Annotated in this window: 25 protein-coding genes and 2 tRNA genes; 9 read left to right on the forward strand and 18 right to left on the reverse strand. The window is 36.1% G+C overall.

What is annotated here, in order from left to right:
• Positions 1-43 precede the first annotated feature (43 nt).
• From ACU8DI_RS08960 to ACU8DI_RS09010, 11 genes are all read right to left on the reverse strand, one after another.
• Entirely contained in the window at positions 44-1,735 is a 1,692-nt protein-coding gene (locus ACU8DI_RS08960) for a lamin tail domain-containing protein (RefSeq protein ID WP_447112430.1), read from the reverse strand.
• Positions 1,736-1,832: 97 nt separating this feature from the next.
• Positions 1,833-3,329 carry a MocR-like pyridoxine biosynthesis transcription factor PdxR gene (pdxR, locus tag ACU8DI_RS08965; RefSeq protein WP_447112431.1) on the reverse strand — a complete coding sequence of 499 codons (1,497 nt, stop codon included), beginning with the start codon at positions 3,327-3,329 and terminating at the stop codon, positions 1,833-1,835.
• A 574-nt stretch (positions 3,330-3,903) separates the two neighbouring features.
• Positions 3,904-3,977, reverse strand: a tRNA-Arg gene (locus tag ACU8DI_RS08970).
• A gap of 69 nt (positions 3,978-4,046) precedes the next feature.
• Positions 4,047-4,322 (reverse strand): ATP-dependent Clp protease adaptor ClpS, encoded by a 276-nt coding sequence (locus ACU8DI_RS08975; protein WP_447112432.1) that lies wholly within the window; start codon positions 4,320-4,322, stop codon positions 4,047-4,049.
• Positions 4,323-4,547: 225 nt separating this feature from the next.
• Positions 4,548-5,585, reverse strand: coding sequence for a M57 family metalloprotease (locus ACU8DI_RS08980; protein ID WP_447112433.1), 1,038 nt, complete (start codon positions 5,583-5,585; stop codon positions 4,548-4,550).
• Between the two features lie 229 nt (positions 5,586-5,814).
• Positions 5,815-6,657 carry a 50S ribosomal protein L11 methyltransferase gene (prmA, locus tag ACU8DI_RS08985; RefSeq protein ID WP_447112434.1) on the reverse strand — a complete coding sequence of 281 codons (843 nt, stop codon included), beginning with the start codon at positions 6,655-6,657 and terminating at the stop codon, positions 5,815-5,817.
• A 109-nt stretch (positions 6,658-6,766) separates the two neighbouring features.
• Positions 6,767-7,516 (reverse strand): triose-phosphate isomerase, encoded by a 750-nt coding sequence (gene tpiA, locus ACU8DI_RS08990; RefSeq protein ID WP_447112435.1) that lies wholly within the window; start codon positions 7,514-7,516, stop codon positions 6,767-6,769.
• Positions 7,517-7,539: 23 nt separating this feature from the next.
• Entirely contained in the window at positions 7,540-8,040 is a 501-nt protein-coding gene (locus ACU8DI_RS08995) for a TlpA family protein disulfide reductase (protein ID WP_447112436.1), read from the reverse strand.
• A 2-nt stretch (positions 8,041-8,042) separates the two neighbouring features.
• Positions 8,043-9,119, reverse strand: coding sequence for an ABC transporter permease (locus ACU8DI_RS09000; protein WP_447112462.1), 1,077 nt, complete (start codon positions 9,117-9,119; stop codon positions 8,043-8,045).
• A gap of 13 nt (positions 9,120-9,132) precedes the next feature.
• Positions 9,133-10,227 (reverse strand): BT_3928 family protein, encoded by a 1,095-nt coding sequence (locus tag ACU8DI_RS09005; protein WP_447112437.1) that lies wholly within the window; start codon positions 10,225-10,227, stop codon positions 9,133-9,135.
• Between the two features lie 48 nt (positions 10,228-10,275).
• Entirely contained in the window at positions 10,276-10,815 is a 540-nt protein-coding gene (locus ACU8DI_RS09010) for a DUF1599 domain-containing protein (protein ID WP_447112438.1), read from the reverse strand.
• A gap of 130 nt (positions 10,816-10,945) precedes the next feature.
• Between ACU8DI_RS09010 and folP the strand changes: the two genes are divergently transcribed.
• The 5 genes from folP (at position 10,946) to ACU8DI_RS09035 (ending at position 14,784) form a co-directional block, all read left to right on the forward strand.
• Positions 10,946-11,716 (forward strand): dihydropteroate synthase, encoded by a 771-nt coding sequence (folP, locus tag ACU8DI_RS09015; protein WP_447112463.1) that lies wholly within the window; start codon positions 10,946-10,948, stop codon positions 11,714-11,716.
• Positions 11,716-12,360 carry a hypothetical protein gene (locus ACU8DI_RS09020; RefSeq protein WP_447112439.1) on the forward strand — a complete coding sequence of 215 codons (645 nt, stop codon included), beginning with the start codon at positions 11,716-11,718 and terminating at the stop codon, positions 12,358-12,360. Before folP ends, ACU8DI_RS09020 begins: the two co-directional genes overlap by 1 nt.
• A 32-nt stretch (positions 12,361-12,392) precedes the next feature.
• Positions 12,393-13,175 (forward strand): diadenylate cyclase CdaA, encoded by a 783-nt coding sequence (gene cdaA, locus ACU8DI_RS09025; protein ID WP_447112440.1) that lies wholly within the window; start codon positions 12,393-12,395, stop codon positions 13,173-13,175.
• A gap of 89 nt (positions 13,176-13,264) precedes the next feature.
• Positions 13,265-13,984: a DUF3667 domain-containing protein gene (locus tag ACU8DI_RS09030; RefSeq protein WP_447112441.1), complete on the forward strand. Its 720-nt coding sequence runs from the start codon at positions 13,265-13,267 to the stop codon at positions 13,982-13,984.
• Entirely contained in the window at positions 13,981-14,784 is an 804-nt protein-coding gene (locus ACU8DI_RS09035) for a DUF3667 domain-containing protein (RefSeq protein WP_447112442.1), read from the forward strand. The genes ACU8DI_RS09030 and ACU8DI_RS09035 overlap by 4 nt, the downstream gene beginning before the upstream one ends.
• Position 14,785: 1 nt before the next feature.
• On the opposite strand, the gene ACU8DI_RS09040 is transcribed toward ACU8DI_RS09035, so the two are convergent.
• Both ACU8DI_RS09040 and truA read right to left on the reverse strand, forming a co-directional pair.
• Entirely contained in the window at positions 14,786-16,552 is a 1,767-nt protein-coding gene (locus ACU8DI_RS09040) for an ABC transporter ATP-binding protein (RefSeq protein WP_447112443.1), read from the reverse strand.
• Between the two features lie 4 nt (positions 16,553-16,556).
• Positions 16,557-17,303 (reverse strand): tRNA pseudouridine(38-40) synthase TruA, encoded by a 747-nt coding sequence (truA, locus tag ACU8DI_RS09045; protein WP_447112444.1) that lies wholly within the window; start codon positions 17,301-17,303, stop codon positions 16,557-16,559.
• Between the two features lie 102 nt (positions 17,304-17,405).
• Between truA and ACU8DI_RS09050 the strand changes: the two genes are divergently transcribed.
• The gene (locus ACU8DI_RS09050; RefSeq protein WP_447112445.1) at positions 17,406-17,900 is read left to right on the forward strand and encodes a metallophosphoesterase family protein; all 495 of its coding nucleotides are present in this window, start codon (positions 17,406-17,408) and stop codon (positions 17,898-17,900) included.
• A gap of 80 nt (positions 17,901-17,980) precedes the next feature.
• Here the strand turns inward: ACU8DI_RS09050 and ACU8DI_RS09055 are convergent, their stop codons facing one another.
• Positions 17,981-18,391, reverse strand: coding sequence for a DUF4293 domain-containing protein (locus ACU8DI_RS09055; protein ID WP_447112446.1), 411 nt, complete (start codon positions 18,389-18,391; stop codon positions 17,981-17,983).
• Positions 18,392-18,609: 218 nt separating this feature from the next.
• Between ACU8DI_RS09055 and rho the strand changes: the two genes are divergently transcribed.
• Positions 18,610-20,301: a transcription termination factor Rho gene (gene rho, locus ACU8DI_RS09060; RefSeq protein ID WP_447112447.1), complete on the forward strand. Its 1,692-nt coding sequence runs from the start codon at positions 18,610-18,612 to the stop codon at positions 20,299-20,301.
• Between the two features lie 160 nt (positions 20,302-20,461).
• Here the strand turns inward: rho and rpsT are convergent, their stop codons facing one another.
• The 3 genes from rpsT to proS form a co-directional block, all read right to left on the reverse strand.
• Entirely contained in the window at positions 20,462-20,716 is a 255-nt protein-coding gene (rpsT, locus tag ACU8DI_RS09065) for a 30S ribosomal protein S20 (protein ID WP_447112448.1), read from the reverse strand.
• 26 nt (positions 20,717-20,742) lie between these two features.
• A tRNA-Glu gene (locus ACU8DI_RS09070) sits at positions 20,743-20,814 on the reverse strand.
• Between the two features lie 143 nt (positions 20,815-20,957).
• The gene (gene proS, locus ACU8DI_RS09075) at positions 20,958-22,436 is read right to left on the reverse strand and encodes a proline--tRNA ligase (protein WP_447112449.1); all 1,479 of its coding nucleotides are present in this window, start codon (positions 22,434-22,436) and stop codon (positions 20,958-20,960) included.
• A gap of 100 nt (positions 22,437-22,536) precedes the next feature.
• On the opposite strand from proS, the gene ACU8DI_RS09080 reads away from it, so the two are divergent.
• The gene (locus ACU8DI_RS09080; protein WP_447112450.1) at positions 22,537-23,517 is read left to right on the forward strand and encodes a hypothetical protein; all 981 of its coding nucleotides are present in this window, start codon (positions 22,537-22,539) and stop codon (positions 23,515-23,517) included.
• 33 nt (positions 23,518-23,550) lie between these two features.
• The gene (locus ACU8DI_RS09085; protein ID WP_447112451.1) at positions 23,551-25,068 is read left to right on the forward strand and encodes an OmpP1/FadL family transporter; all 1,518 of its coding nucleotides are present in this window, start codon (positions 23,551-23,553) and stop codon (positions 25,066-25,068) included.
• Between the two features lie 206 nt (positions 25,069-25,274).
• Here the strand turns inward: ACU8DI_RS09085 and ACU8DI_RS09090 are convergent.
• Positions 25,275-26,051: T9SS type B sorting domain-containing protein (locus ACU8DI_RS09090; RefSeq protein WP_447112452.1), on the reverse strand; the 777-nt coding region annotated here is incomplete at its 5' end.

The following is a 26,051-nucleotide window of genomic DNA, read 5'->3' on the forward strand; positions in this document are numbered from 1 at the left end:
GCATTTGAGTACTCGTCCAAATGCTTTCATTATCAATATATTTTTAGTGAATCACTAACTTCTTGATGGCACTACTACCATTTGTTACAGAAATTTTCAGTAGATACATACCAGCTGTAAGTTGTGATACATTCAATGTATTATTATTTAGAACCACATCTGAAACTCGTTTTCCTAGTATATCATACATTTCTACATCTACATTGGCTAAATTTTCAGAAGCTATAGTCACCATCCCATTCGACACAGGATTTGGAAATATCTTGATATTCGAAACCTCAAAACTATCAACAGAGAGTGCTTCAGGCAAAAGTTGTCCAGGTGAAAACAGTAAGCTCGCTATAGCATCGGTATGCAGCACGAAACCACCAGTAATATCCGGATCTCTAGTCACAGATTGATTATCCGAAACACTGGCAGCAATAACACCACTATCAAATACCAGCACCTGATCGCCAAGATTATTATTGATGGTAATCACGTCACCACCATTACTCAGATTGAGCTGACCTTCTGAAGCTGTTTGTACAATCGAACCACCAAAACTTCCTGTTGGTGTTCCGCCACCAAATACAACCAAAATTTCATTGGCAGGAATGATAGTAGCTGGCGGAAATGTATGCCTTAAATCGGCCGCATCAGAAATCGTATAACCGCTGATATCTAGAGCAGCACCCGAATTATTAATAAGCTCAATGAACTCATCTTCCAAGGCATCTCTTGTACCATCACCATTCGCATCACCAGGTAAATCTGCCGCAGGATCAAATAATACTTCATTGATCACTAGAGGTACACAGCCTGGACTATCTATAGTTTCGGATAAATCGCAAACACCACCATTCGCAATATCACTTAAAGTTACTGTAATATCAGTTCCTTCTGGAATGTTACTTATAACGATAGTCCCTGATTCTACTGAAGTCGGACTATCACCACCAACGGTACCAGAAGATGACATGACCACAAAATTATTTCCATTATTCGCTCCTGAAAAATCGATAGTTGCGGTGTAGGTATCATCGATAGCACCAGATCCTGTTGTGTCACAACTCACTGAGGAACTTCCCAATGCTGTTGTACATGTTGCACCAGTAGGTGTCCAACCAGAACCAGAGCCCAAAGGAAAAGTTCCTCCAAGCGTATTAAAATAAGTTTCCAGATTAGTGGCACCACCAGTTTGACAGTCTGTTTGGGTATCAAGATCATTCTCAGGTGTAATCACCCAATCATTCGGTTCCCATGTGCCAATATCAGGAACACCAGATACTCTTGTAGCTACTGCATCGGTATGCTGCCAATTAGATTCTGTATCATCGTCGGCATCAGTTTCTGTTCTACCAAATTGACTGACGACATTTCCATTTAATACCACTTGATACCCATCATCACCATTAGTTGATGTACTTACAACCACAGTATTTGAAGCATCAAATGTGGTACTCGGAAATTCATCTTGCATCGCAGGTATGTCTCTAACAATGTATACGAAGTTATCAGTCTGTACGCCTAGAGCAGATATATCAATTTGATTATTTGCCCAGAGATCACCATTTTGCATGTAATTTAAGGTTACCTCTGTTGAAAAATCAACAGTACCGTCGACATACAGCTCAACGGTCTTAACAAAACCATCTGTACTAGAACAGCCGGTTTCTATAATTTTAGTAATTGTGACATTTTGAGAATATCCCAAAAATGATATCATAAAGAATAACATGTAAAGTTTTTTCATAATTGCTGTTTTATAGTTTCTATCAAAGATATTTTTAATAAGAATCTATTTTGCAGACCAATTTTAAAAAAAACTTAATACCAATTTTATCATTTTGTCAAATGATTCCAGCCATTTTTCTTACCTTTCCTCTTATAGCGCTTGACCTTACCGAAGAAAAGCCCAAAATCAATCCCTTCTCTTTAGCCGCATTCACATAGCACTTACTTAAAGAGAACGTCGTTATATTTCTATTCTTAAGCTCGTTTACAATTTGGCGTTCTTCGGTCACCGACATATTTTGATTGAAATTAGCAATCACGTGAAAACTCGTACATTCATGATCTTTTAAAGACATTATTTTACTTGTTTTTTTAAACTCGTCCGCAAATATGTCGTAGCGTTCTCTTGCAATCTCAATACTATTATTAATATGTTGGTACAAGTAATTTTTATCGATGAATTGATTCATGACGACTTGAATTGAAGGCGATACAAATCGATGAGAATGTTCCAAAAGAGCTTCGACAGTTTCTGTTAGATATCTCGGAACAATCATATAACCCAAACGGATAGACGGATGTAGTAAACGATTAAAAGTTCCCATGTAGATTGTCCGATCCTCTTTATCTAAACTGAAAATTGATGGTAATTTTTCAATAGCATTTGCAATTTCATTTTCATAATCATTTTCAATTATCAATGCTTTTTTTTCTGACGCCCATTTTAAGAGCGCTTTTCTTCTCTCCAAGGTCATTTTAACTCCTGAAGGATAATGATTTGATGGTGTGACATGAACTAGTTTTGGCTGATCTTCAATTTTATTAAGCGCTTTGATACTAATTCCCGATGCATCTAATTCTACAGGAATTAAATGAGCTTGTGAACTTTTAAATACGGAATACACATTTGGAAACAGCGGATTCTCAAGAACAACTGAATCGCCTTTATTGATCATGGTATTTGCAATAAGATATAAAGATTGTAAAGAGCCTGAAACTATAACGATTTGATTATAATCACACTTAACACCTCGGCTAACATTTAGATAATTGGCCACACTTTTTTTAAGTTCAATTAATCCTGTTCCCAATGAATAATTTAAATTCGAAGATTTCACATGTCTCCAATACGCATTCAAGAGTTTTTTCCATTGGTTTACAGGAAATGCATCTACAGGTGGCAAGCCGGGTCTAAAGGCTAAATTCTCATTTGGCATCCTATTAAGTATGGTGTAGTTCTGCGCATAAGACTGTCCCTTTTCAGAAATGCTAGGATATAAATCTTCATTGGTTTTTACAGCCTTTTTACTCTTCTTCATGTTTTTGAATGACAAGTCGAAATTAACCCTGTTTCCTGATCCTTGTTTGGAGTGAAGTAATTTTTCTAGCTTCAACAATTCATAAGATTTATTCACCGTTGTTCTTGAAATTTTAAGCTCTTCTGCCAATAAGCGTGTAGGTGGCATGGACCAATTATGAGGTAGTTCAATATTCAAAATACATTGTTTAATTGCTCTATACAGAACAATGTATTTATTTTTAGGACTATTATTGAGCTGCTCACTATAAGCCTTTTTAATATGAACTATCGCAAATTTGTAATTGGTATTCATTAAACTAGACAATTGGTTTTATAAAGATATACAATTACCACCAATTTTTTGTTTACCGACACATTGTGTGTGCTTACTATTGTTCAATTCGTCTTGTTCTTTTAGAAAATTGGAAACAAAAGAAGTTCAAAAGCTAACTTTGAAGCATACGGATATAGGCATAGAAATTTTAACTGTAGCAAGATTGAAGTTCCTTTAAAGCTCCGCTTTGAAAATAATTTAAACAAAAAAACGCTCAAGCGAGCGCAGTCAGAACTTATCGATCATATAAAGTTAAGCAGGATTAGAGTTCCTTTAAAGCTCCGCTTTGAAAATAATTTAAACAAAAAAACGCTCAAGCGAGCGCAGTCAGAACTTATCGATCATATAAAGTTAAGCAGGATTAGAGTTCCTTTAAAGCTCCGCTTTGAAAATAATTTAAACAAAAAAACGCTCAAGCGAGCGCAGTCAGAACTTATCAATCATATAAAGTAAAGCAGGATTAGAGTTCCTTTAAAGCTCCGCTTTGAAAATAATTCAAACAAAAAAACGCTCAAGCGAGCTTGGCGTTTTTTCTTATTAAATTATTTATTCGTGACCATGGCAGGATTCAAACCTGCAACCTCTTGAGCCGTAATCAAGTGCGCTATTCAGTTGCGCCACATGGCCTTTTTTGTGGGTGCAAATATAGTACTTTTATTAAATCAATACCAAACTATTAAATTACTTTTTTAGGCTTTATATGATCTCGGCACTTAAACCTGCTTCTAAAAGCATGGAACAACGCGGTTCCAACTCTTTGTACTCCCCTGTTTTAACCGTACATTGACCTTTGTAATGCACAATTATAGAACATTGTTCTGCTTGTTCAGGAGTATGTTCACAAGCATAAATTAACGTATCAATAACATGGTCAAATGTATTGACCTCATCGTTATATAGTACAATCTCGTTCAATGGTTGCTCCATCGTATCAACCTGATGCTCTTCTTTTACCTTTTCTTGGGATTTCATAATGCTAAATGATTAAAGCTAAATTATAAAATTTTTATTAGTTAAACGAAGAAGCTTCTATTTTCGATATAAGTAGACTGTTAAATTTTATATGGTTTTCAGCAAATTCATCTGGCACATTTCAATTTTAACTAAAAAAATAGGTTGCTTTTATTAAAAAACAACCTATTTAAAACCTCGTTATTTGGAGTAGCTCAAATAGTCCTTTAAGACTATAAGACTATTTTAATTACATGGTCCTATCAGACTCCATCCGCCACTCACACGCTCGTAGAGATTTCCAAAATAGGTAACGCGATCTCCAATATTGTAGCTCGTTCCACTTTGCCATTCTGACACACCGTCACATATACTTCCAGAGCCAGCTGCGTACATCGCTCTCAAAGCGGTGATATCATTACTGTTAAAGTTACCGCTCACACTCGTAGAAAAACAAGCTTGCATCACCGATGTTAAATCGCGTCCAGTAGGCGTACCAGTAATATGTACTGCACCATCAGATCCTGCGCCTTCATTGCCTTGAATGGATGAAGGACAACTTAAGCGATCAAACCAGTCTGTGTGTCTAAATCCGATAGAATGTCCAATTTCATGCGTTATCACATGTTCATTGACGTTTGTTGAAAATTGTTCAATATTATAAATCTGAACGAATTTATTAGGCAAGCCACTTGATGTGGGAAAACCTGCAACTCCACCTTGGCTATTTGGTGTATTGATGGAGTTATCATAGACCACCATATCCGCTGCTTGGTAATTTGTACCAAAGGTCAAATTGAAATCAAGCGTCATATTACTAATATTATTATAATTCGCAACAGCTCTAGTCAAAGCGGTTTGTGCTTTGCTTGACAAGGCTTGACTTCCTCCAGTATACCCCAAAATATTGATGGTTTGATTGGAGCCTGTCACCAAATTGAAAGTCCTGTATTGACGATCAACATCTGTCACCATTTGAACTAGCGCATTGAGTTCCGTTCTTGTAAAACTAATATCGCTACCGATAAATATTCTTTCCTCGATGGTACCATCTGGCAAGTGAAAATCACCAATAGAAACTAAACCAACATCAATATCTAATGAATGAATAGCTTCTAATAAAGTGGTATCCGTTACGAGCGTTCGATTGTCTAAATTATTCATGTTAATTATGACATCCTCATTTTTGCTGGAGATGTCCTGTGAAACATCTTCTTTTTCACAAGACAGGGATGTCATTATTAGGCATAGACCTGCTAGGGTCAAAAATTTTAAATTTTTCATTTTTGAGTAAATTAAGTTCTTAAATAGTATTTACGTAAACTGGGACGAGCTAGATAAAACACTCAGAATTAAACCTGTAATATGATCATCTAGACTGTGATAATTATCAGGTCAAAGTTAAGGCTTTAGAACAAAAAAAAAATTACGGTTTTTCCGTAATTTTTAATTATTTAACAACTTTTATGTTAATATTTTACGTAATTCGTCGAACTTTTTTAATTACACCATATTATTCGAACTTCTGAAATTTTAAAGCGACCCAATTATTTCTTTCTAATGTATCCATCAATTTGAGACCTAGATGAGAACATTCAGTCTGAATAATTGGAATGTCGTCTTTGTAAAATCCACTTAAAAATAAGAGCCCGTTAGCATTTAAGGCATTCACATAAGTTTCCATATCGTTCAGCAAAATGTTTCTATTGATATTAGCAATAACAATATCATAATGTCTTCCTGGCAATAAAGTAGCGTCTCCTTCTAGAACCGTTATATGTTTGCAATGATTACGCTCAACATTTTCTATGCTATTGAGGTAACACCAATTGTCATAATCGATAGCATCGATGGGCTCAGCGCCTTTCATTTCTGTAAGAATCGCCAAAACACCAGTACCACAACCCATATCTAAAACAGATTTTCCTTTAAAATCCGTATTGAGAATATGTTGAATCATCATGTGGGTAGTTTCGTGATGTCCAGTACCAAAACTCATTTTAGGTTCGATAATAATATCGTATTTGGTCGTTGGTTTTTCGTGGAAAGGTGCGCGAACCGAACAGGTATCATCTACAACAATTGGGTTAAAATTCTTTTCCCATTCTTCGTTCCAGTTCGTTTGTTCTATTTCTTCGAAAGTAAAGGTAATCTCAAACTCTTCAGAATTTAAAATCTGAATATCGCTTAAAATATCTTCGTTCCATTCTTCTTTCTGAATATAAGCCGTTACGCCGTCTTCAGTTTCCACAAAACTTTCAAAACCAGCATAACCTAATTCGGCAATTAGAATTTCAACAGCGGGTTGCAACGGACTTACCTTAAAATGGTACGCCATATAAATGGTATTAGACATATTCAGTTTTTTTTTAATAGATAACGTTCAATCTATATTCTAAGGTGTGATTCATCCTCACACATCATGCGATAGTTTTGAATGGCACAAACAAAAATAATATGGTCAACTAAAACGCGTTTACAATCGCATAAAAATCTTCCGCTTTAAGCGAAGCACCTCCTATAAGTCCACCATCAACATCTGGTTTTGAAAAAATTTCTTTAGCATTATTTGGTTTTACACTCCCTCCATAAAGGATGGTCATAGCATCTGCCACAGAATTTCCGTATGTATTCTCAAGGGTTTTTCTAATAAACGCATGCATATCTTGCGCCTGTTCTGGACTAGCTGTCTCTCCAGTGCCAATCGCCCAAACAGGTTCATAAGCCAAAACAATGTTTTTAAAAGCAGAAGCATCTAAATGAAACAAGGCATTTTTGATCTGACTTTCAACTACAGCTTCTTCCTTTCCCGATTTACGATCTGCCAATTCTTCGCCGAAACAAAAAATAATACGCATATCGTGTGACAACGCAGCATCTACTTTTTTAGCTAAAGATGCATCAGTTTCATTGTAATAAGCACGGCGTTCACTATGCCCTAAAATAACAGTGCTCACACCAATACTCTGCAACATACTTGGACTCACTTCTCCCGTATAAGCTCCGTTCTCCGCAAAATGCATATTTTGTGCAACCACTTCCAAATCGGCCTCTCGCAAAGCCTCAAAGGCATGCCAAAGATTTGTAAAAGAGGGTGCAATCATGACTTCAGCGTCAGATGTTTTGGACTGTCTTTTTAGGTCGGTAATTAACGCTTGCGTTTGAGCGAGATCATTATTCATTTTCCAATTTCCTGCAACGATGTGTTTTCTCATAATGTTTTTTTTCTTCGTATTAACTACTTATTCTTATTCAAATGTTCTTTAATTAATGGATCTGTAATTTTAATAGCTTTAAATAAGCTAATGTTACCATCACCATCAACTACTAAATATCTTGGAATCCAATCTAAATTAAGGAATTCACTAAAGGTACTTTTCCAACCAGCTGGCATAAAATAATGTTGCCCTTTGAGTTCATATTTTTGAATACCGTTTTTCCAACTCTTCTGAGATTTGTCCATCGACATAAAAACAAAGGCCACGTCTGAATATTCATCCTGCATGGACTTTATATCAGGCATGCCTTCAATACAATCTCTACACCACGAAGCCCAAACATCAATCAAAACAGTCTTCCCTTGATTGGCTTCTAATATAGATTGAAGTGTTATGGAAGCGCCTTCTGTATTAATAAAAGTGTCTGACAACGCTTCAGCACTAAACGTCGTAGGATCGGGTTGCGTTTTACAACAAAGAATAAATCCGGCTAACAGTATCACAGCAAACAATTTTTTCATGACTATTCTAATTTAACTTTAGGGTCCAACCATCCATAAATCATATCTACAAAGATATTAATGATAATAAATAATAAGGCAATCACAAGTACAGATCCCATAATTACCGGTAAATCTAACGTGTTTAAGGCATTCACAATCTCCTTTCCTAATCCATTCCAGCCAAAAATGTATTCTACGAATACAGCGCCAGCCAGCATAGAGGCAAACCATCCGGAAATGGCTGTTACAACTGGGTTTAAGGCATTTTTTATCGCATGGTTTTTTACAATCTGAAATTCACTCAATCCTTTAGCCCTTGCAGTTCTGATATAATCTTGATTAAAAACTTCCAACAAAGAATTACGCATCAACTGTATCACTACAGCCAACGGACGAATTCCTAGTACAATTGCAGGAAGCAATAAATTTTTCCATTGGACTTGTATCTTTTCACCAAAATCATCAAGCTCGTACAAGCTTCCAGTCATTTCTAAATTGGTGTATTTATGCAGGATAAATCCGAAAAACCAAGCAAAAAGAATGGCACTAAAAAACGAAGGGATACTCATCCCAAAAGTACTTACTACTTGAATTATTTTATCTATCCAAGTATCTTTATACAATGCTGATATGACCCCAAAAACGATTCCCAATAAGAGGGCTATCACAATAGCTGATACCGCCAAAACAAAAGTGTTAGGCAATGTCTCACCAATCACATCAGTGACTTTTTTTCCTTGTTTCGTAAAGGATTCTCGTAAATACGGAAACTTTATAACGATGGTCGTTTCTCCAATAGTAAACAGTTTTGATGCCGAATACTTTCCTTCTCTCAAATAGGTATAATCTGATGGCGATGTTGAATGAAATGAAATCGGTGACAAATCATTGAGATAGTAACCATATTGTGTAGCGATAGGTTTATCAAAACCATATTTGGCCTTTACGATAGCGACTTGCTCACTATCTTCATTCTGGCCGAGCATCATTTGTGCAGGATCACCAGGTAATACATTAAATAAAAAGAAAATGACCGTCACCACTCCAAGTAATGTGAGTAATGCGTAAAAGGCTTTATTTAATAAATAATGTATCAGCTAGGTGTAATTTTTAAAATTGTAAATCCTCTAGATCATTCCAATGGGCTTTTTGGGTCACTGTTCCTTTTTGAAGTACAATGGCACCAGGATTAGCTCTCACAATGGTCTTCAATACTTTTTCGTCACATAAGTAGAAATCAAAATCTAATTGATAGGTATCCTTTACCTCCTTTTTCTTAACCTCTCCAGATGCTGTTAATCCAATAACTTGGTAGCCGTTCTTTTGAGCGCGATTCGCCAAATTTTTAAGCTTCTGCATCCCTTCAACTTCTGCTTTTTCAAGGCTGTATGCCACGATTATTAAGAGCTTATCTTCAGCTAAAAACTGGTCGGTTAAATCTTCATCTTGAGATTCGATCGAAAAATCCTGAATTTTTGGGACATCGCCTTCTTCGACAATTTCAGTTTCCACACCAATAATCTCGTCATATTCTTTTGGCCCACGACCTCTATCGGTTAAGGTTTTCTCTTCACCATTCAACGTGTATGTCCAAACATAATCTGTAACAGCCTTTTGAGCATCTGGTGGTAATGTCATATTCTCTTGAAGGTTATCGCCAATTTTATAAGCTCTGAAATCAAATGTAGGCAAGTGCAACAATACATGGTAGGCAAACCACAAGCAAGCTACAAAACTCAGTAGTGCCGTCACAGTCAATCCAAATTTTGTCAATAGTGGTTTTATATGTCGGTGACCAAAGAACAATACTAAAATCATCACCAATAAAATCACATCTTTCCAAAAGGATTGCCATGGCGATAATTTTAAGAAATCTCCAAAACAACCACAGTCCTTCACCTTTTCAAAATAGGCCGCATAAAAGGTTAAAAACGTAAAAAACACAATCATGAGTAATAAGCTCCATACCGTGAATTTCGGTTTATAACCTATGAGTAAAAACACACCTAAAATCACTTCAAAAATCACCACAAACACTGAAATCCCTAAGGCATAAGGCATTAACGAAGGAATATCCAAAACATCATAGCTGAAGTACTCCTGCAGTTTATAAGAAAACCCTAAAGGGTCATTGAGTTTTATAAACCCTGAAAAAATAAAAAGTGCGCCTACTAAAAAACGACATATATTTACGATTGCTTTCATAACATTTATTATTAATCTTTCGACAGACTGAAAGATGGGAATTCTTACCTAAGCTTCTTTTAAATGAATCAATGCAAACACCGAATAATTTATCATATCTTGGTAATTGGCATCAATTCCTTCACTTACTAAAGTTTTACCTGCATTATCCTCTATTTGTTTCACACGCAGTAGTTTTTGCAAAATCAAATCAGTTAGGCTACTCACACGCATATCTCTCCAAGCTTCGCCATAATCATGATTTTTATCCATCATCAATTGTTTGGTCACTGCCACTTTATGATCGTAAAGCTCCGTAGCTTCTTCCAATGATAAGTCTGGTTGCTCTACAACACCTTTATCTAATTGAATTAAAGCCATAGTGCAATAGTTAATAATTCCGATAAACTCACTCACTTCACCTTCATCTACTTTTCGCTCGTTGTTTTGCTGTAATCCTCTGATACGCTGTGCCTTTATAAAGATTTGGTCGGTTAATGATGGCAGCCTTAATATGCGCCAAGCGCTTCCATAATCTTTCATTTTATTGACAAAAAGATCACGACATTTCGAAATCACTTCATCATATTGTTTTGAAGTATCTTGCATTTAAACCATTTAATTTTCCGTAAATTTCGCATAAATTAATCAGATTTAAAAACTTTAACCTTACTATATAGTTTTGAGCAAAAGCATCAATTGTAAAGGCCGTTTAATCGACCTTGAGCAGCCAAAAATTATGGGCATCTTAAATGTGACTCCCGATTCTTTTTATGATGGTGGTCACTACAAGAATAACATGGCCTTAATTGGACAAGTTAAATTAATGCTAGAGCAAGGTGCTACTTTCATTGATGTAGGTGGTTATAGCTCTCGACCAAATGCCGATGATATTACTGAAGACCAAGAATTGTCACGTGTGATACCTATCATCGAACTCATTATAAGAGAGTTTCCTGAGACGCTTATTTCCATAGATACCTTCAGAAGTAAAGTAGCCAAAGAAGCCATTGAAGCTGGTACTTGTATGATTAATGATATTTCAGCAGGACACTTAGACCCAAACATGTTGACAACGGTTGCCCAACTCAAAGTTCCTTACATTATGATGCACATGCGCGGGACACCTCAAACTATGAAAGAACTCACACATTACGACCATGTAATTAAAGACTTGCTCTTTTACTTTTCGGAACGTCTTGCAAAAGCTCGTGAATTAGGCATTGTAGACGTAATCATTGATCCAGGTTTTGGATTCGCAAAAACCATTGAGCAAAACTTCGATCTACTGAGCAAATTAGAACTCTTTAATTGTATAGAATTACCCATTTTAATCGGAATTTCGCGAAAATCCATGATTTACAAAACCCTAAACACCAGCGTTGATAACGCCTTGAACGGAACCACCATACTCAATACCATTGCACTTCAGAAAGGCGCATCTATTTTGAGAGTTCACGATGTCAAGGAAGCCGCGGAATGTATCACTTTGACACAACAACTGCTATAATGAAACCTATTTTTTATCTTTTATTGTTGCTGCTATTTTCATGTGGAAACGAAAAAACGATTCAGCTTCCCAGTATTCATAATGCCCAAGTAACAGAAGTTCATGATGTCTCTGCCGCGTATTTATTTTACGATGAAACTCAACCAGACAGCGTTGAGCTTAATAGGAAGAATTTAATTAGTACCACAAATTGGCTAGTGAATGTGGACAAGCGCTTAACACTAGAACAAGCCATACCGCAAATCAAATTACTTCAAGATAAAAAGCGAAATGCCAAAATGCATCAAAATGAGGCTGCTAAAAATTATTTCAGTTGTAATGATACAAGTATTAAAAATCTTGGATTTATCGAATTCACAAATGTACACTATCAAATGTTTGAAAATGGTTTAGACGCTTTAAAGAAAGTCATACCTAAAACATCCCAAATGGTACTTTTAAGTCAAGCATCGACAATCACGATAAACAGTCATGATTTTTCTGATATTGAAACTGCCCTTAAAACTATTAAACATCAACCCTTAGATCTGGTTTTGTGCTTTAATAAGGATATGACATTTGAGGATTACATAACTTATAAATCGCGTTTTAATGCCTTAGAGATGGATAGTATTTCAATTAGCAGTGATGAATTTATTTATTAATAATTATTACATTTACACGAAACACCTTAGCCTTGGATAAATTCAAATTTTGGGATTTTGGAATTATAGACTTTATCGACGTCTTCTTAGTCGCAATCTTACTGTATTATGTGTATAAGTTGGTTAAAGGTACGGTTGCTGTAAACATTTTTATTGGAATCATAATTATTTACTTGGTTTGGCGCGTTACCGATTTACTTAACATGTTTATGTTGCATCGTATTTTCGATGGTTTTATAAAAGTTGGAATTATAGCGCTTATCGTGGTTTTTCAACCTGAAATAAGAAAGTTTTTACTGATGGTTGGTTCCACCAATTTAAGTGGCAGTGGTAAGTTTTTCAAGAAAATGAAATTTCTAAAAACGGAAAGCGAAACGGAAACCGACATCAATGCCCTCGTCAATGCATGTGATAAAATGAGTCTCTCTAGAACTGGTGCGCTGATTGTTTTGGAACGAAACAACAATCTGGATTTTTTGACCAATACTGGTGACGAAATGAACATCAAGGTCACACAACCTATCATTGAAAGTATTTTTTTTAAAAATAGCCCGCTTCATGATGGCGCTATTATTATTGAAAACAATATCGTAAAAGCGACACGAGTGATTCTTCCTGTGAATAATGAAAAAACCATTCCTCAACGCTTTGGATTACGTCATCGTGCTGCCGTTGGGATTACTGAAAAGACAGATGCTGTTGCCTTAGTGGTAAGTGAGGAAACCGGACAAATATCATATCTTAAAAATGGGGAGTTTGTCATGTTTGAAGATATTCAAGAACTTACAACCTTGCTCTACAAAGATTTAGCTTGATGAACTGTAAATGTTGCTCAAAAACACTAAATGACACTGTTAATTATTGCCCAGATTGCGGTGCAAAAGTTATTCGCAATCGCTTAACCATGAAAAATATTTGGGCAGATATCAATGCCCAGTTTTTAAGTATTGACAACCATTTTTTAAAGACGTTTGTTCATCTTTTTACCCAACCGGAAACCGTCATCAATGGTTTTATTGAAGGGACAAGGAAGAAGTACATCAATGTTATTCAATACTTCGCCATATCTTTAACCTTAGTTGGAATACAGGTATTTTTAATGAACACCTTTTTTCAAGAAGATTTAGATTCAGCGTCTGAAATATTCACGAAACTTCAAAAGAGTCAAAATTCTGAGAACAATCCGTTTAACGATTTTAATTTTTATGATTATAATAATTACCAAAGTGTCATCTATATATTAAGCATTCCAATTTCCACAATCGCGACATGGCTCGCTTATTTTATTTTAGGTAGCAGACGTTTCAATTTTACGGAACACCTTGTTTTGAATGTATATTACTATGCACAAGTCATTTTCATCACCGCGGTTTTGAGCATACTGTTCTTGTGCTTTGGATTGAATTATTTGGTGATTTCCGGCTTTGTTTCTGTACTTATTTACGTCTATCTTTTCTATGTACTGCATCGTGTATTTCACACGTCGTTTTGGGATACTGCTTTACATTTTATATTGACTATGGCCATTTTAGTTGTTATTTTTATCGGTTTAATGCTACTCTCAATTATTATAGGTGTGCTTTACGCCATGTACCACCATGAAGCTTTTAATATAACCATATGATACATTGCAAAAACTGCCAAGTCGAATTACCCGAAAACAGTGATTTCTGCAATAAATGCGGCGGAAAGGTCATTAGGAACAGGCTCACCATTAGGAATCTTTTTGAGCATCTCAGCGAAACTTTCTTCAATTACGATAATAAGCTTTTAAGAACATTTATCGATTTATTTAAATGTCCAGAAATTGTCATTGAAGGCTATATTAACGGACTTAGAAAACGCTATGTTAATCCCATCAGCTACTTCGGATTAGCGATTACGCTTACAGGATTATATATTGTAATTCTCAATAAATTTTTCCCTGAAGCTTTAGATTTTTCTGCTTTTGCGATGAAGGGACAGGAAGAGTTTCAACAAAAAAACGTCAGTTTTATTCAGGAATATATGTCCATATTTATGATGCTCTATATTCCGGTTTACGCGCTTATTGCTCGTATCACCTTCGTTGGAATCAATAAATTTAATTATACAGAACTAGTCATTGTTTTTCTGTATTGGCAATCTCAATGCTCAATTATTTCCTCAGTCATTATTATTGTTGGCGCTATGTTCGGTATCAATCAAGGAATCTTAGGACTGGTATTTCTGCCCTTGATGACGCTTTTCGCGGCTTACATTTTAAAGCGGATCTATCCTTTAACACTCGGACAAATAATGCTAAGATCAATACTTTTTTTAGCCGTTTTGACAGCTGTCATGATTGCTATCGTCATCCTGGTGATTATTATCATGCTCATTACAGGAGATTTTCAGCAAATGGTAGAAGCGCAAAGAGCCGCGATGGAAGCGAGCAAAGCTTAAACTATACAGCCTCAGATTTAAGAAACTGGACTTCGTAGAGATTTCGGTAGATGCCATTTTCAACCTTAAGCAAATCTCGATGTGTTCCCTTCTCTACTATTTTTCCGGCATCCATAACGATGATCTGATCCGCTTGTTGAATCGTTGCCAAACGATGGGCAATTACGATAGATGTCCTTCCTTTTGTAATCTTATCAGTGGCATCTTGAATTAATTGCTCAGAATAAGAATCGACGGAAGACGTGGCTTCATCCAACACCAAAATACTAGGATTCGTGACATAAGCTCTTAAAAAAGATATCAATTGGCGTTGTCCTGAGGATAACATGGCGCCACGTTCTTTCACATTATAATGATAGCCATTAGGTAAGCTAGAAATGAAATCATGAATACCAATAGCTTTTGCTGCCTGTATAACTTCTGCTTCAGAAATATTTGGATCCTTCAGCGTGATATTATTAAATATGGTATCTGCAAAAAGGAAGACGTCTTGCAACACAATGGCTATTTGCGCACGCAAGGATTTTAACGTCATACTCTTGATATCCACACCATCGATATAAATGGTGCCTTTGTTGATATCGTAAAAACGATTCAGCAAATTGATAATCGTGGATTTACCTGCACCAGTAGAGCCGACAATAGCAACAGTTTCACCAGCTTTAACATCCAAGGATATCCCCTTCAGCACTTCTTCATCTTCGACATAAGAAAAATGAACATTCTCAAACGTGATATCCCCTTTAAAAGCATCAGCAACCAAGCTCCCAGAGTCATCAATTTGAGACGTCGTATCCAACACTTTGAACACACGATCTGCCGCTACCATACCCATTTGAAGCGTATTAAACTTATTGGCAATCTGATTAAGCGGTCTAAATAACATCGGCACATACATAATAAAGGCAAACAAATCACCTTCCGAAGCAGTTTGACTAAAAACGACACTAATACCTCCAACCCAAATGATTGTTCCTAAAGTGATTGAGGATAACAAGTCTGCTATAGGAAAAAAAACAGAATTGTACCACACCGTTTTTAACCATCCTTTCTTGTGACGTTCATTGATTTCCTTAAACTTTTTAAATTCTGTATCCTCACGTGTAAACAATTGTAGAATCTTCATTCCAGTAACACGCTCTTGAACAAAGGAGTTTAGATTAGACACTTCATTACGCACTTCTTCAAAAGCACGTTTCATATACTTCTGAAAAATCTTAGTCGCAAATAAAACGATAGGCATAGTAACGAATGCAATCAAACTTAACTTCCAATTCATATAGCACATCATGCCTCCAACAACCAACATTTTAAGAATATCACTAAAAATCATAAAAAGTCCCTGACCAAAAATATCGGCAATACGCTCCATATCGGTAACGGTTCTGGTAATTAGAACACCTACAGAAGACTTATCGTAATATTTCATTCGAAACCTTAAAACATGGTTGTATAATTTTACACGAATATCTTTTACGACCGATTGTCCTAACCAGCTAGCATAGTAAATAAATAGCAACTGACTAACAACTTCTAAAAGCAATAAGACCAACATAGCAATCACGTAAAACATAAATCCATCAAAGTCTTGCGGTTTTACATTCTCATCTATGGCTTTTTGAAGTACCCATGGTCGTAAAGCACCAAATACAGCCAATCCAATAACGCACAATAATGAACCAAGGAAGACTAACCTATAGGGTTGAATATAATGCAACAATCGCTTAAAGAGCGTCAAATCAAATGCTTTTGTTTTCTTATTTTCCATGTGGTTAACTCAACAATTTTATATGTTCTGGATAATCAATATCTACAAGATAAAGACCATGTGCAGGAACAGAAAACCCTGCTTCACTCCTATTCTTGGATTTTATAATGGCATGTAATGATTCTAATGCCATTTTACCCAAGCCAATATTGATCATTGTTCCTACAATAGCTCTTACCATATTCCTTAAAAAACGATCGGCTTGAATCATAAAAACCAGTTCATCACCATCCTGATGCCACTCTGCTTTTATGAGCTTACAATAATACGTGTTTACATCCGTATTTACTTTTGAAAAGCATTGAAAATCGTTATACTGACATAGAATTTGACAGGCTTCTTGCATCAACGCCACATTGAGTGGCTTTTGTAAAGCATAAGCAAAATCAAAATTAAAAACATTCTTCTTGGTTGCTACTCTGTATTTATAAGTACGACTAAGCGCATCAAATCGAGCATGTGCTTCCTTCTGAACTTGATATATGTCTATAATTGAAATATCTCGAGGAAGAAAGGCATTCAATTTAAATAAGAAGTTTTCTGGAACGTCTTGATCAAAATCAAAATGTGCCACCATCAACTTGGCGTGCACACCAGCATCGGTACGTCCTGCTCCAACTATAGAAATGTTATGTTTCAATAGTGTTGAAAGCGTATGCTCTAGAACCTCTTGTACCGAAATAGCATCAGGTTGGTTTTGCCAACCATGATATGCTTTGCCATTATATGATAATTCGATAAAATATCTCAAGAGAAACCTATACTTTTGTGAAAGCACAAAGATAATTGATTCCTACAAACACCACTGTTCAATTAACACAATTAAAAGTTTTCTGATAAAACCTGACAAATCATGACCAAAATCCTACTTCTTTCAGATACGCATAGCTATATAGATGATGCTATTTTAAAGTATGTTAGTCAAGCCGATGAAGTCTGGCACGCGGGTGATATTGGTGATTTAAAAGTCACAGATGCTATTAAACGATTAAAACCACTAAGAGCTGTTTATGGCAATATTGACGATGCCAAAGCCCGAGCAGAATTTCCCGAGAACAACAGATTTAAGTGTGAGGATGTTGACGTATTTATGACACATATTGGTGGTTATCCACCCAAATACAATGCAAGAACAAGCGCGTTAATTAAAAGTAACCCTCCTCGCATATTTATTAGTGGTCACTCACACATTTTAAAAGTTATTCCAGACAAGCGTTATCATCTGATTCATATGAATCCAGGTGCTGCAGGAAAGCATGGGTTTCACAGTATAAGAACCATGCTAAGATTTACGATTGATGGTAGAAAAATTGAGAATTTAGAGGTGATTGAATTTCCAAAACGCTGATCTGGAGCCAGCTGTAAACATAAAAAAACCCAAGGTCTTCACCTTGGGTTTACGCACTAAAATAATTAAGATAATAGGGTTTATCGTAATCGATCGACAGATTTTACAAGGTCTTCATCCTTTTTTATGGCTTTATTGGCCAAAACCAATAACACGATAGCTAAAATAGGTATGAATATCCCAACACCTTTCTCTGAGATGTTACTCTCTCCAGGTGGTATTAGCAATTGATATACAAAAAATCCTAATAAAATAAAGTTTAATATGATATTCAGTCGTCCCAAAACAAATTGAAACTTCCTGTTTTTATAGTTTAAAATCGTTATCAAAGATAATAATGCAGATCCTAAAAACAAACCGAGATATAGGTATTCATCATAAGCATAAACACGAACCTCCTCATTATTCGTCCATAAATGAAATATAAATATCAGTCCGGCTGATGCTAGTCCGGCAAGTAATAAATAGATCGTTTGTATGCGTTGAATCATAAATTTATCAATAACGAGGAACAAAATTAATAGTTTCTTTTTAAAAGTAGTATTAAATTTTAAAAATAAAATTGTATTATTGCATTAATAATGCGTTACCCACAGTGTAGCAGGTTATTAAATCTTCAGATTTTTTTCAAATTTTTCCCCAAGTATTGTTTTAAGAAAAGTAAGAAACTAATCCATTTCAATATTAAACTTAATTAGTATACACATACATGTTCGAAATTTCCGAATTAAAAGCTAAGAAGCTTCCTGAACTTCAGGAGATTGCTCAAAAATTAAACGTACCTAAATACCGTTCGTTAAAAAAACTAGACCTTGTTTATCAAATTTTAGACTTTCAAGCGGCAAATCCTGATGTCGTAAAAAAAGAAGTTATTCAAGACGCAAAACCAGAAGCTTCAAAAGCACAAGACACTAAAAAACCGGCACCTCAAAGAAAACCGAGAGCCAGAACACAGAATAAAAATCAAGATAAAGACACCTCTCAACAAAAGATGGATCTTGACAATAAAAAACAAGACAAGCCTGCTCAAAATCAGTCGAAAGCAAAATCTGACGACAAGAAGAACGATTCTGCAAACACACAGAAAGGCAAGTCAAATAATTCAAAAGACAACCGTTCGAAAAATTCAAATGACAATCAACAAAATAATCGTCAGAAGAATGATTCGAAATCAAATAATCAACGCTCTAATAATAAAGACAACAGTCACAAGAGCAAGGATAACAATCACAAAAATAACGGTAACAAGGATAATAGAAACCGCTATAGAGAACCAGATTTTGAATTTGATGCCATCATTGAAAGTGAGGGTGTTTTAGACATCATGCAAGATGGTTATGGGTTCTTAAGATCTTCAGACTATAATTACTTATCATCTCCTGATGACATTTACGTGTCTCAATCGCAAATTCGTTTATTCGGATTGAAAACTGGTGATACGGTATTAGGACATGTAAGACCTCCAAAGGAAGGTGAAAAATATTTCCCTTTAATTAAGGTGAGTAAAATAAATGGTCAGAAGCCTGAGGTTGTAAGAGACCGAGTGTCGTTTGAGCATTTAACCCCTTTATTCCCACAGGAAAAATTTAATATCGCAGAAAAGCAAAGTACGATTTCTACGCGAATTATGGATTTGTTTTCTCCTATTGGAAAAGGACAACGTGGTATGATCGTATCTCAACCTAAAACGGGAAAAACAATGTTATTAAAGGATGTTGCGAATGCGATAGCAGCCAACCATCCTGAAGTGTATCAAATGATCTTATTGATAGATGAACGACCTGAGGAAGTGACAGATATGCAACGTAATGTTCGCGGCGAAGTGATTGCGTCAACATTTGACAAAGAAGCCCACGAGCATGTTAAGATTGCAAATATTGTTTTAGAAAAAGCAAAGCGTCTTGTAGAATGTGGTCATGATGTTGTAATTCTATTAGATTCTATTACGCGTTTGGCAAGAGCCTATAATACGGTTCAGCCTGCTTCTGGAAAAATATTAAGTGGTGGTGTTGATGCGAATGCATTACACAAACCGAAGCGATTCTTTGGTGCTGCACGTAACATAGAAAATGGAGGATCACTGACAATCATTGCAACAGCGCTTACTGAGACAGGATCAAAAATGGATGAAGTTATCTTTGAGGAATTCAAAGGAACTGGTAATATGGAACTTCAATTGGATCGAAAAATTTCCAATCGCCGTATTTTCCCAGCAATCGATCTTACATCGTCTAGTACGCGAAGAGATGATTTATTGCTTGAAGACAGTACCATTCAAAGAATGTGGGTGATGCGTAAATACCTAGCAGATATGAATCCTGTTGAAGCGATGGAATTTATAAACGATAGGTTTAAACAAACCAGAAACAATGAAGAATTTTTAGTATCTATGAATGGCTAATTTATAGACACCATATAATTAGATCAAAAAAGCTCTTGTGAAAAATCACAAGAGCTTTTTTTATCGGTATTGTTACCTTTAACTATGACTCACTAACTATATTGCACCAAAAAAAAAGCTTCTCAATTGAGAAGCTTCGTATTTCGTAAAAAGTCAATATTTAACTTAGTGATGCAACGTGCTTAGTCAAATTCGACTTTAAGTTAGCCGCTTTATTATCATGAATGATATTATTTTTAGCTAATTTATCGATCATCGAAAGCACTGAAGGTAAATATTCCTTAGCCTCAGTTGCTTTTTCCATGTCACGTAATCTTTTGATAGCACCACGAGTTGTTTTGTGCTGGTATCTGTTACGTAAACGTTTTGACTCGTTACTTCTAATTCTTTTTAATGCTGACTTATGATTTGCCATTGTATTTCTTTCTTATTAAAAAATTGTAGCCCGTAGGGGAATCGAACCCCTCTTACCAGGATGAAAACCTGGCGTCCTAGCCGATAGACGAACGGGCCATTTGAGTTAATCTCATTAACAGTTAGCTTTTTTAAGTGGCTCAACTGCCTTTTCAAATGAACGTGCAATTACTCATTGCGGATGCAAAAATACAACTATTTTTAAATGTTGCAACACCTAGTCAATTTTTTTTTAAAAAAAATTAATAGGCCTTGGCAAATAACACTCTTTTTGTTGAAGGATTACCAGAATACACACATTGTCCATCCTCTGATTTGGCATCCATTGGTATACATCTAATAGTTGCTTTTGTAAGTTCTTTTATTTTTAATTCAGTCGCTGCTGTACCATCCCAATGCGCAGAAACAAATCCAGTTTTTGTGTCTAATACTTTTTTAAAAGTTTCAAAATCATCCACTTCAGTAATATGCGAATCTCTAAAATCCTGAGCTTTTGCATATAATTCCTTCTGAATGGTCTTTAATAAACCTTCTATTGTACCAGCAAGAACCGACATTTCAACAACTTCTTTGGTTAACGTATCACGTCTTGCAAGCTCCACGGTATTATTTTCCAAATCCTTAGGACCAATCGCAATTCGTAACGGTACACCTTGTAACTCATGCTGTGCAAATTTAGCTCCAGGACGATGCGTCGTTCTTGAATCAAATTTACAGCTGACTCCTAAAGCTTTCAATTCGGAAATGATGGCATGTGCCTTTTCTGTTATTTGAACTAATTGATCGTCGTTCTTATAAATTGGCACAATAACCACTTGAGAAGGCGCTAAGTTTGGCGGTAAGACCAATCCCTTATCATCACTATGTGTCATAATTAAAGCACCCATTAGGCGCGTAGACACACCCCAAGAAGTAGCCCACACATAGTCTAATTTACCTTCATTATTAGTAAATTTCACATCAAACGCTTTAGCAAAATTTTGACCTAAAAAATGGGATGTTCCAGCTTGTAATGCTTTTCCATCTTGCATCAAGGCTTCTATACAATAGGTCTCTACAGCACCTGCAAAGCGTTCACTTTCAGTCTTCACGCCTTTAATAACAGGAATGGCCATAAAATTCTCGGCAAACTCAGCATAGATGTCATTCATTAATTCTGCTTCCGTCAATGCTTCTTTTTTCGTAGCATGAGCTGTATGACCTTCTTGCCATAAAAACTCAGCCGTTCGCAAGAATAATCGCGTTCGCATTTCCCAACGAACAACATTTGCCCATTGGTTAATTAAAATAGGTAAATCTCTATAACTTTGAATCCAACCTTTATAGGTGTTCCAAATAATAGCTTCACTAGTTGGACGAACTACCAGTTCTTCCTCTAACTTGGCATTGGGATCCACGCGAAGTTTTCCTTCATTGTCTGGATCATTCTCTAACCGATAATGAGTAACGACTGCACATTCTTTGGCAAATCCTTCGGCATTCTTTTCTTCAGCTTCAAACAAACTTTTAGGCACAAATAACGGGAAATAAGCATTTTGATGACCTGTTTCTTTAAACATTCTATCTAATTCTGCTTGCATTTTCTCCCAAATTGCATAACCATATGGCTTGATCACCATACAACCTCTAACGGCCGAATTCTCAGCTAAATCAGCCTTAACAACCAATTCATTGTACCATTTGGAATAATCTTGTGCTCTACTTGTAAGATTTTTACTCATTTTCAGTGTTTTGGCACAAAATTTGTGCTTATGTTAAATAAAAAAATAGTTCAACAAAACTAACTATTTTTGTAATGTTCAACAATAAAAATAAAGAGATATGCAATTTAAGAACTACATACAAACAAAATTTCCTTTTTATGTTGCACTAAGCTTAACATTTTTGTTAGCTTCTTGTGGTTCGTATCAATATGTCGGTTATTCAAGCGATGGTATTTACGATGAGGAAGTGGTCTATGAAGAAGCCACAACTGTTCGTGTTGAAGACAACAATTATTATAAGGATTATTTCAATGAAAAATCCAATCAATATGACAACATTCAAAACGATGACGCTGCGATATTTACAGACATTGATGCCTACGCAGGAAACTATGAAGATGAAGTCGTTGAACAAGAAGTACAGACTGGATATGCTGGTTGGGGTGCTGCGAATCAAAACGTCACCATAAACTATTACGATAATGGCTGGTATAACCGTGGTTGGGGTGCTTTTGGTATCGGATGGTATAATAATTATTGGGGGCTTAATTCACCTTTTTGGGGCTGGAACTCATGGTATGGCTATGGATGGAACAATTGGGGTTTTGGCTATGGATGGAATAACTGGGGTTACGGATTCGGCTATAATGGCTTTTGGTGTCCACCAGGATATTACTACGGTAATGGATTTTACGGAAATAATAACCTCGCATACAACTACGGAAGAAGAGGCGGTCTATTAGCGAACAATAATAGAAGTATATCAAGACGTGGAAGTACCAATCTTTCAAGAAGAAATACAATGGCTAGAAGAGATCGTTCTGGTATCAGTCCGAGAAGTAACAGTACATTGTCAAGACCGAGAACGCGAAATAATTCAGCGGTCAGACCTGGAACGAATTCAAGACCTAGAGTCACGAGACCAAGAACAAACAATTCGAGACCCAGAGTCACAAGACCAAGAACAAATAATTCCAGACCTAGAGTTTCTACACCTAGAAGAAGTAATAGTTCACCATCTGTTAGAGGTTCTAGTCGTGGTGGCGGAAGATCCTCTTCTGGCACTAGTTCTAGAGGAAGATCAGGACGTCGCGGATAATTTCAGTCAAATTATTATATAAAAAAAAGTTATATGAAAAAAATAATTATGCTAGCCATAACGGCATTTTCTATGCCTTATATCATGGCTCAGGACATCTCAGATGCCCTTAGATATTCTCAAGATGAAGTTCAAGGAACTGCTCGTTTTAGAGCATTAAGCGGTGCCTTTGGCGCTCTAGGTGGCGACATGTCAGCTGTAAGTATAAATCCCGCAGGATCTGCCATATTTAGTAGAAGCCATGCATCTATATCGCTTTCAAGTTTAAATGTAAATAATAATACCTCTTATTTTAATGGAAGAAGCACTTCTTCTGACTCTAAGATTGACTTGAATCAAGGAGGAGCGGTTTTCGTATTTTCCAATTCTAATGAAAATAATCCTTGGCGAAAATTTGCACTCAGTATAGCCTATGATAAAACAGCCAATTACGATAACCAATGGATAGCCGCAGGAACGAGTACCAACTCTATTGATAGCTATTTTCTTGCCTATGCACAAGGACAAAGACTAGATGAGATTTCAGCGTTTCCTGGGGAAAGTATTCAGAATGCCTATAATGAAATTGGATCATTTTACGGCTATGGAAACCAACAAGCATTCTTAGGCTATGAGTCCTACATATTAGAACCTGAAGAAAATACTGATGAAAATTCCGTGTACACTTCAAACATTGCACCAGGCACTTTTAATCAGCAATATGCTTACTCTGCTAGAGGATACAATGGTAAATTCAGCTTTAATGCTGCCACACAATATCAAGATAAATTATATTTAGGTCTGAATCTGAATGCGCATTTTATCAATTATGAAAGATTAACCATTTTTGATGAGTCGAATTCAAATGAAGGATCAATTGTTACAAATGTTGGGTTTGATAATAGCCTACTTACAACAGGTAACGGATTTTCCTTTCAATTGGGAGCAATTCTCAAGTTAACCAAAGAGTTAAGAGCTGGACTTAGCTATAATTCACCAACCTGGTTTACGATATTTGAAGAAACCTCACAATTTATAACAACTCAAGTAACGGATTCTGAAGGCAGCTTTACTGCCAATGTTGATCCAAATATTATTAATATTTTTCCTGAATACCGTCTTCAGACACCTGGTAAAATTACCGGAAGTTTAGCCTATGTATTTGGCGACAGCGGTTTAATAAGTTTTGATTATTCTAGAAAGAATTATCAAAACACGAAATTCAAACCTGAATCGGATACTTATTTTGCATCACAGAATGCCATCATGAACGACATCTTTAAAATCGCTAATTCCTACAGATTTGGTGGCGAATATAAATACAAACAATTTAGTTTTAGAGGTGGTTACAGATTTGAAGAAAGCCCTTATCAAGATGACTCGTTTTACGGAGATCTGACAGGATACTCACTTGGTATTGGGTATAATTTTGGCAATACAAGATTAGATATAACTTATGATCAAGCTGAAAGAGATTACAATAATCAATTGTATGCTGTAGGTTTAACTAATGCTGCAAACTTGAACTCTAAAAATTCAAATGTGACGTTAACTTTAGGATTCAATTTATAAGCTTCCTATTGAATATAAAAAACAAGGTGCTTTCTTAGAAGGCACCTTGTTTTTTTTATTACTATTGATTGCATTAAAGTTTAAATGAAGTATGGTAGTTCACTGCAATAAATTACTTTTAAAATCATTATAAAAAAAGCTATGTGGAAACACATAGCTTTTTGTTGTTTATATAAACGCACTTCATCTAACTCAATCTTGATGTTTTATCTTTTGAGGGTAAAATGGGCTTTAAATTCTTTTCGTTGTCCTGAGCTAGGCTCGTTATACTCTACCACAAACCAATAATCACTCGTTGGCATCGGGTTACCGTTATAAGTACCATCCCAACCTGCTCCGTTCGGGTTGAGCTGCTTGAGCAGCTTTCCATATCTGTCAAATATATAAATTTTTGCGTTTGGTTGACCATCCATGGCCGTAATGTTCCACGTGTCGTTATAACCATCGCCATTTGGTGTGAAGAACACTGGGTAATCCATCACCGTCACCGTCGTACTAGTTTCTCCACAGCCATTAATATCTCGGGCCGTCACAATATGATCGCCTAACGATACATCCACGAAGATAGGCTCATCCTGCCACGGACCACCATCTAAACTGTACTCATACACTCCTACGCCTTCTACACTCACCTCAATAACGTGCGTATCAGCAAAAGCGTCTGTTACAACCGTAGCAGTCACCACTGGTGGATCGCTCTCAATAACCTCTGTACTATCCATACTCTCACACATCGTATTAACCGAAGTGCTTACATCCACTACCGTCACACTATAAGTACCGCCTTGAGTAGGCATATAACTCCCCTCTGTAGCACCTGCAATCTCAGTACCGTTAAAAAACCATGTAAAACTATAAGTCGGTGAACTAAGACCCGTATCAAGTACAGGAGCATTTAATACCTCCGTCCCATTGGTGCCTACACACAAAATATAACTATCCTCCAAATCAAATACCGGTTGTGGATTCACCTGTAGGGTTAG

Source organism: Psychroserpens sp. BH13MA-6 (assembly GCF_052983595.1).

Bases quoted from the DNA above. Each gene is read 5' to 3' on its own strand.
- prmA (WP_447112434.1), bottom strand. From the start codon at position 6,657: ATGTCTAATACCATTTATATGGCGTACCATTTTAAGGTAAGTCCGTTG.
- ACU8DI_RS08975 (WP_447112432.1), bottom strand. From the start codon at position 4,322: ATGAAATCCCAAGAAAAGGTAAAAGAAGAGCATCAGGTTGATACGATG.
- ACU8DI_RS09085 (WP_447112451.1), top strand. From the start codon at position 23,551: ATGAAAAAAATAATTATGCTAGCCATAACGGCATTTTCTATGCCTTAT.
- ACU8DI_RS09040 (WP_447112443.1), bottom strand. From the start codon at position 16,552: ATGGAAAATAAGAAAACAAAAGCATTTGATTTGACGCTCTTTAAGCGA.
- pdxR (WP_447112431.1), bottom strand. From the start codon at position 3,329: ATGAATACCAATTACAAATTTGCGATAGTTCATATTAAAAAGGCTTAT.
- ACU8DI_RS09010 (WP_447112438.1), bottom strand. From the start codon at position 10,815: ATGCAAGATACTTCAAAACAATATGATGAAGTGATTTCGAAATGTCGT.
- rho (WP_447112447.1), top strand. From the start codon at position 18,610: ATGTTCGAAATTTCCGAATTAAAAGCTAAGAAGCTTCCTGAACTTCAG.
- ACU8DI_RS09055 (WP_447112446.1), bottom strand. From the start codon at position 18,391: ATGATTCAACGCATACAAACGATCTATTTATTACTTGCCGGACTAGCA.
- ACU8DI_RS08960 (WP_447112430.1), bottom strand. From the start codon at position 1,735: ATGAAAAAACTTTACATGTTATTCTTTATGATATCATTTTTGGGATAT.
- ACU8DI_RS09080 (WP_447112450.1), top strand. From the start codon at position 22,537: ATGCAATTTAAGAACTACATACAAACAAAATTTCCTTTTTATGTTGCA.
- ACU8DI_RS09030 (WP_447112441.1), top strand. From the start codon at position 13,265: ATGAAAAATATTTGGGCAGATATCAATGCCCAGTTTTTAAGTATTGAC.
- ACU8DI_RS08995 (WP_447112436.1), bottom strand. From the start codon at position 8,040: ATGAAAAAATTGTTTGCTGTGATACTGTTAGCCGGATTTATTCTTTGT.
- ACU8DI_RS08980 (WP_447112433.1), bottom strand. From the start codon at position 5,585: ATGAAAAATTTAAAATTTTTGACCCTAGCAGGTCTATGCCTAATAATG.
- ACU8DI_RS09020 (WP_447112439.1), top strand. From the start codon at position 11,716: ATGAAACCTATTTTTTATCTTTTATTGTTGCTGCTATTTTCATGTGGA.
- ACU8DI_RS09005 (WP_447112437.1), bottom strand. From the start codon at position 10,227: ATGAAAGCAATCGTAAATATATGTCGTTTTTTAGTAGGCGCACTTTTT.
- tpiA (WP_447112435.1), bottom strand. From the start codon at position 7,516: ATGAGAAAACACATCGTTGCAGGAAATTGGAAAATGAATAATGATCTC.
- ACU8DI_RS09050 (WP_447112445.1), top strand. From the start codon at position 17,406: ATGACCAAAATCCTACTTCTTTCAGATACGCATAGCTATATAGATGAT.
- ACU8DI_RS09035 (WP_447112442.1), top strand. From the start codon at position 13,981: ATGATACATTGCAAAAACTGCCAAGTCGAATTACCCGAAAACAGTGAT.
- proS (WP_447112449.1), bottom strand. From the start codon at position 22,436: ATGAGTAAAAATCTTACAAGTAGAGCACAAGATTATTCCAAATGGTAC.
- folP (WP_447112463.1), top strand. From the start codon at position 10,946: ATGGGCATCTTAAATGTGACTCCCGATTCTTTTTATGATGGTGGTCAC.
- rpsT (WP_447112448.1), bottom strand. From the start codon at position 20,716: ATGGCAAATCATAAGTCAGCATTAAAAAGAATTAGAAGTAACGAGTCA.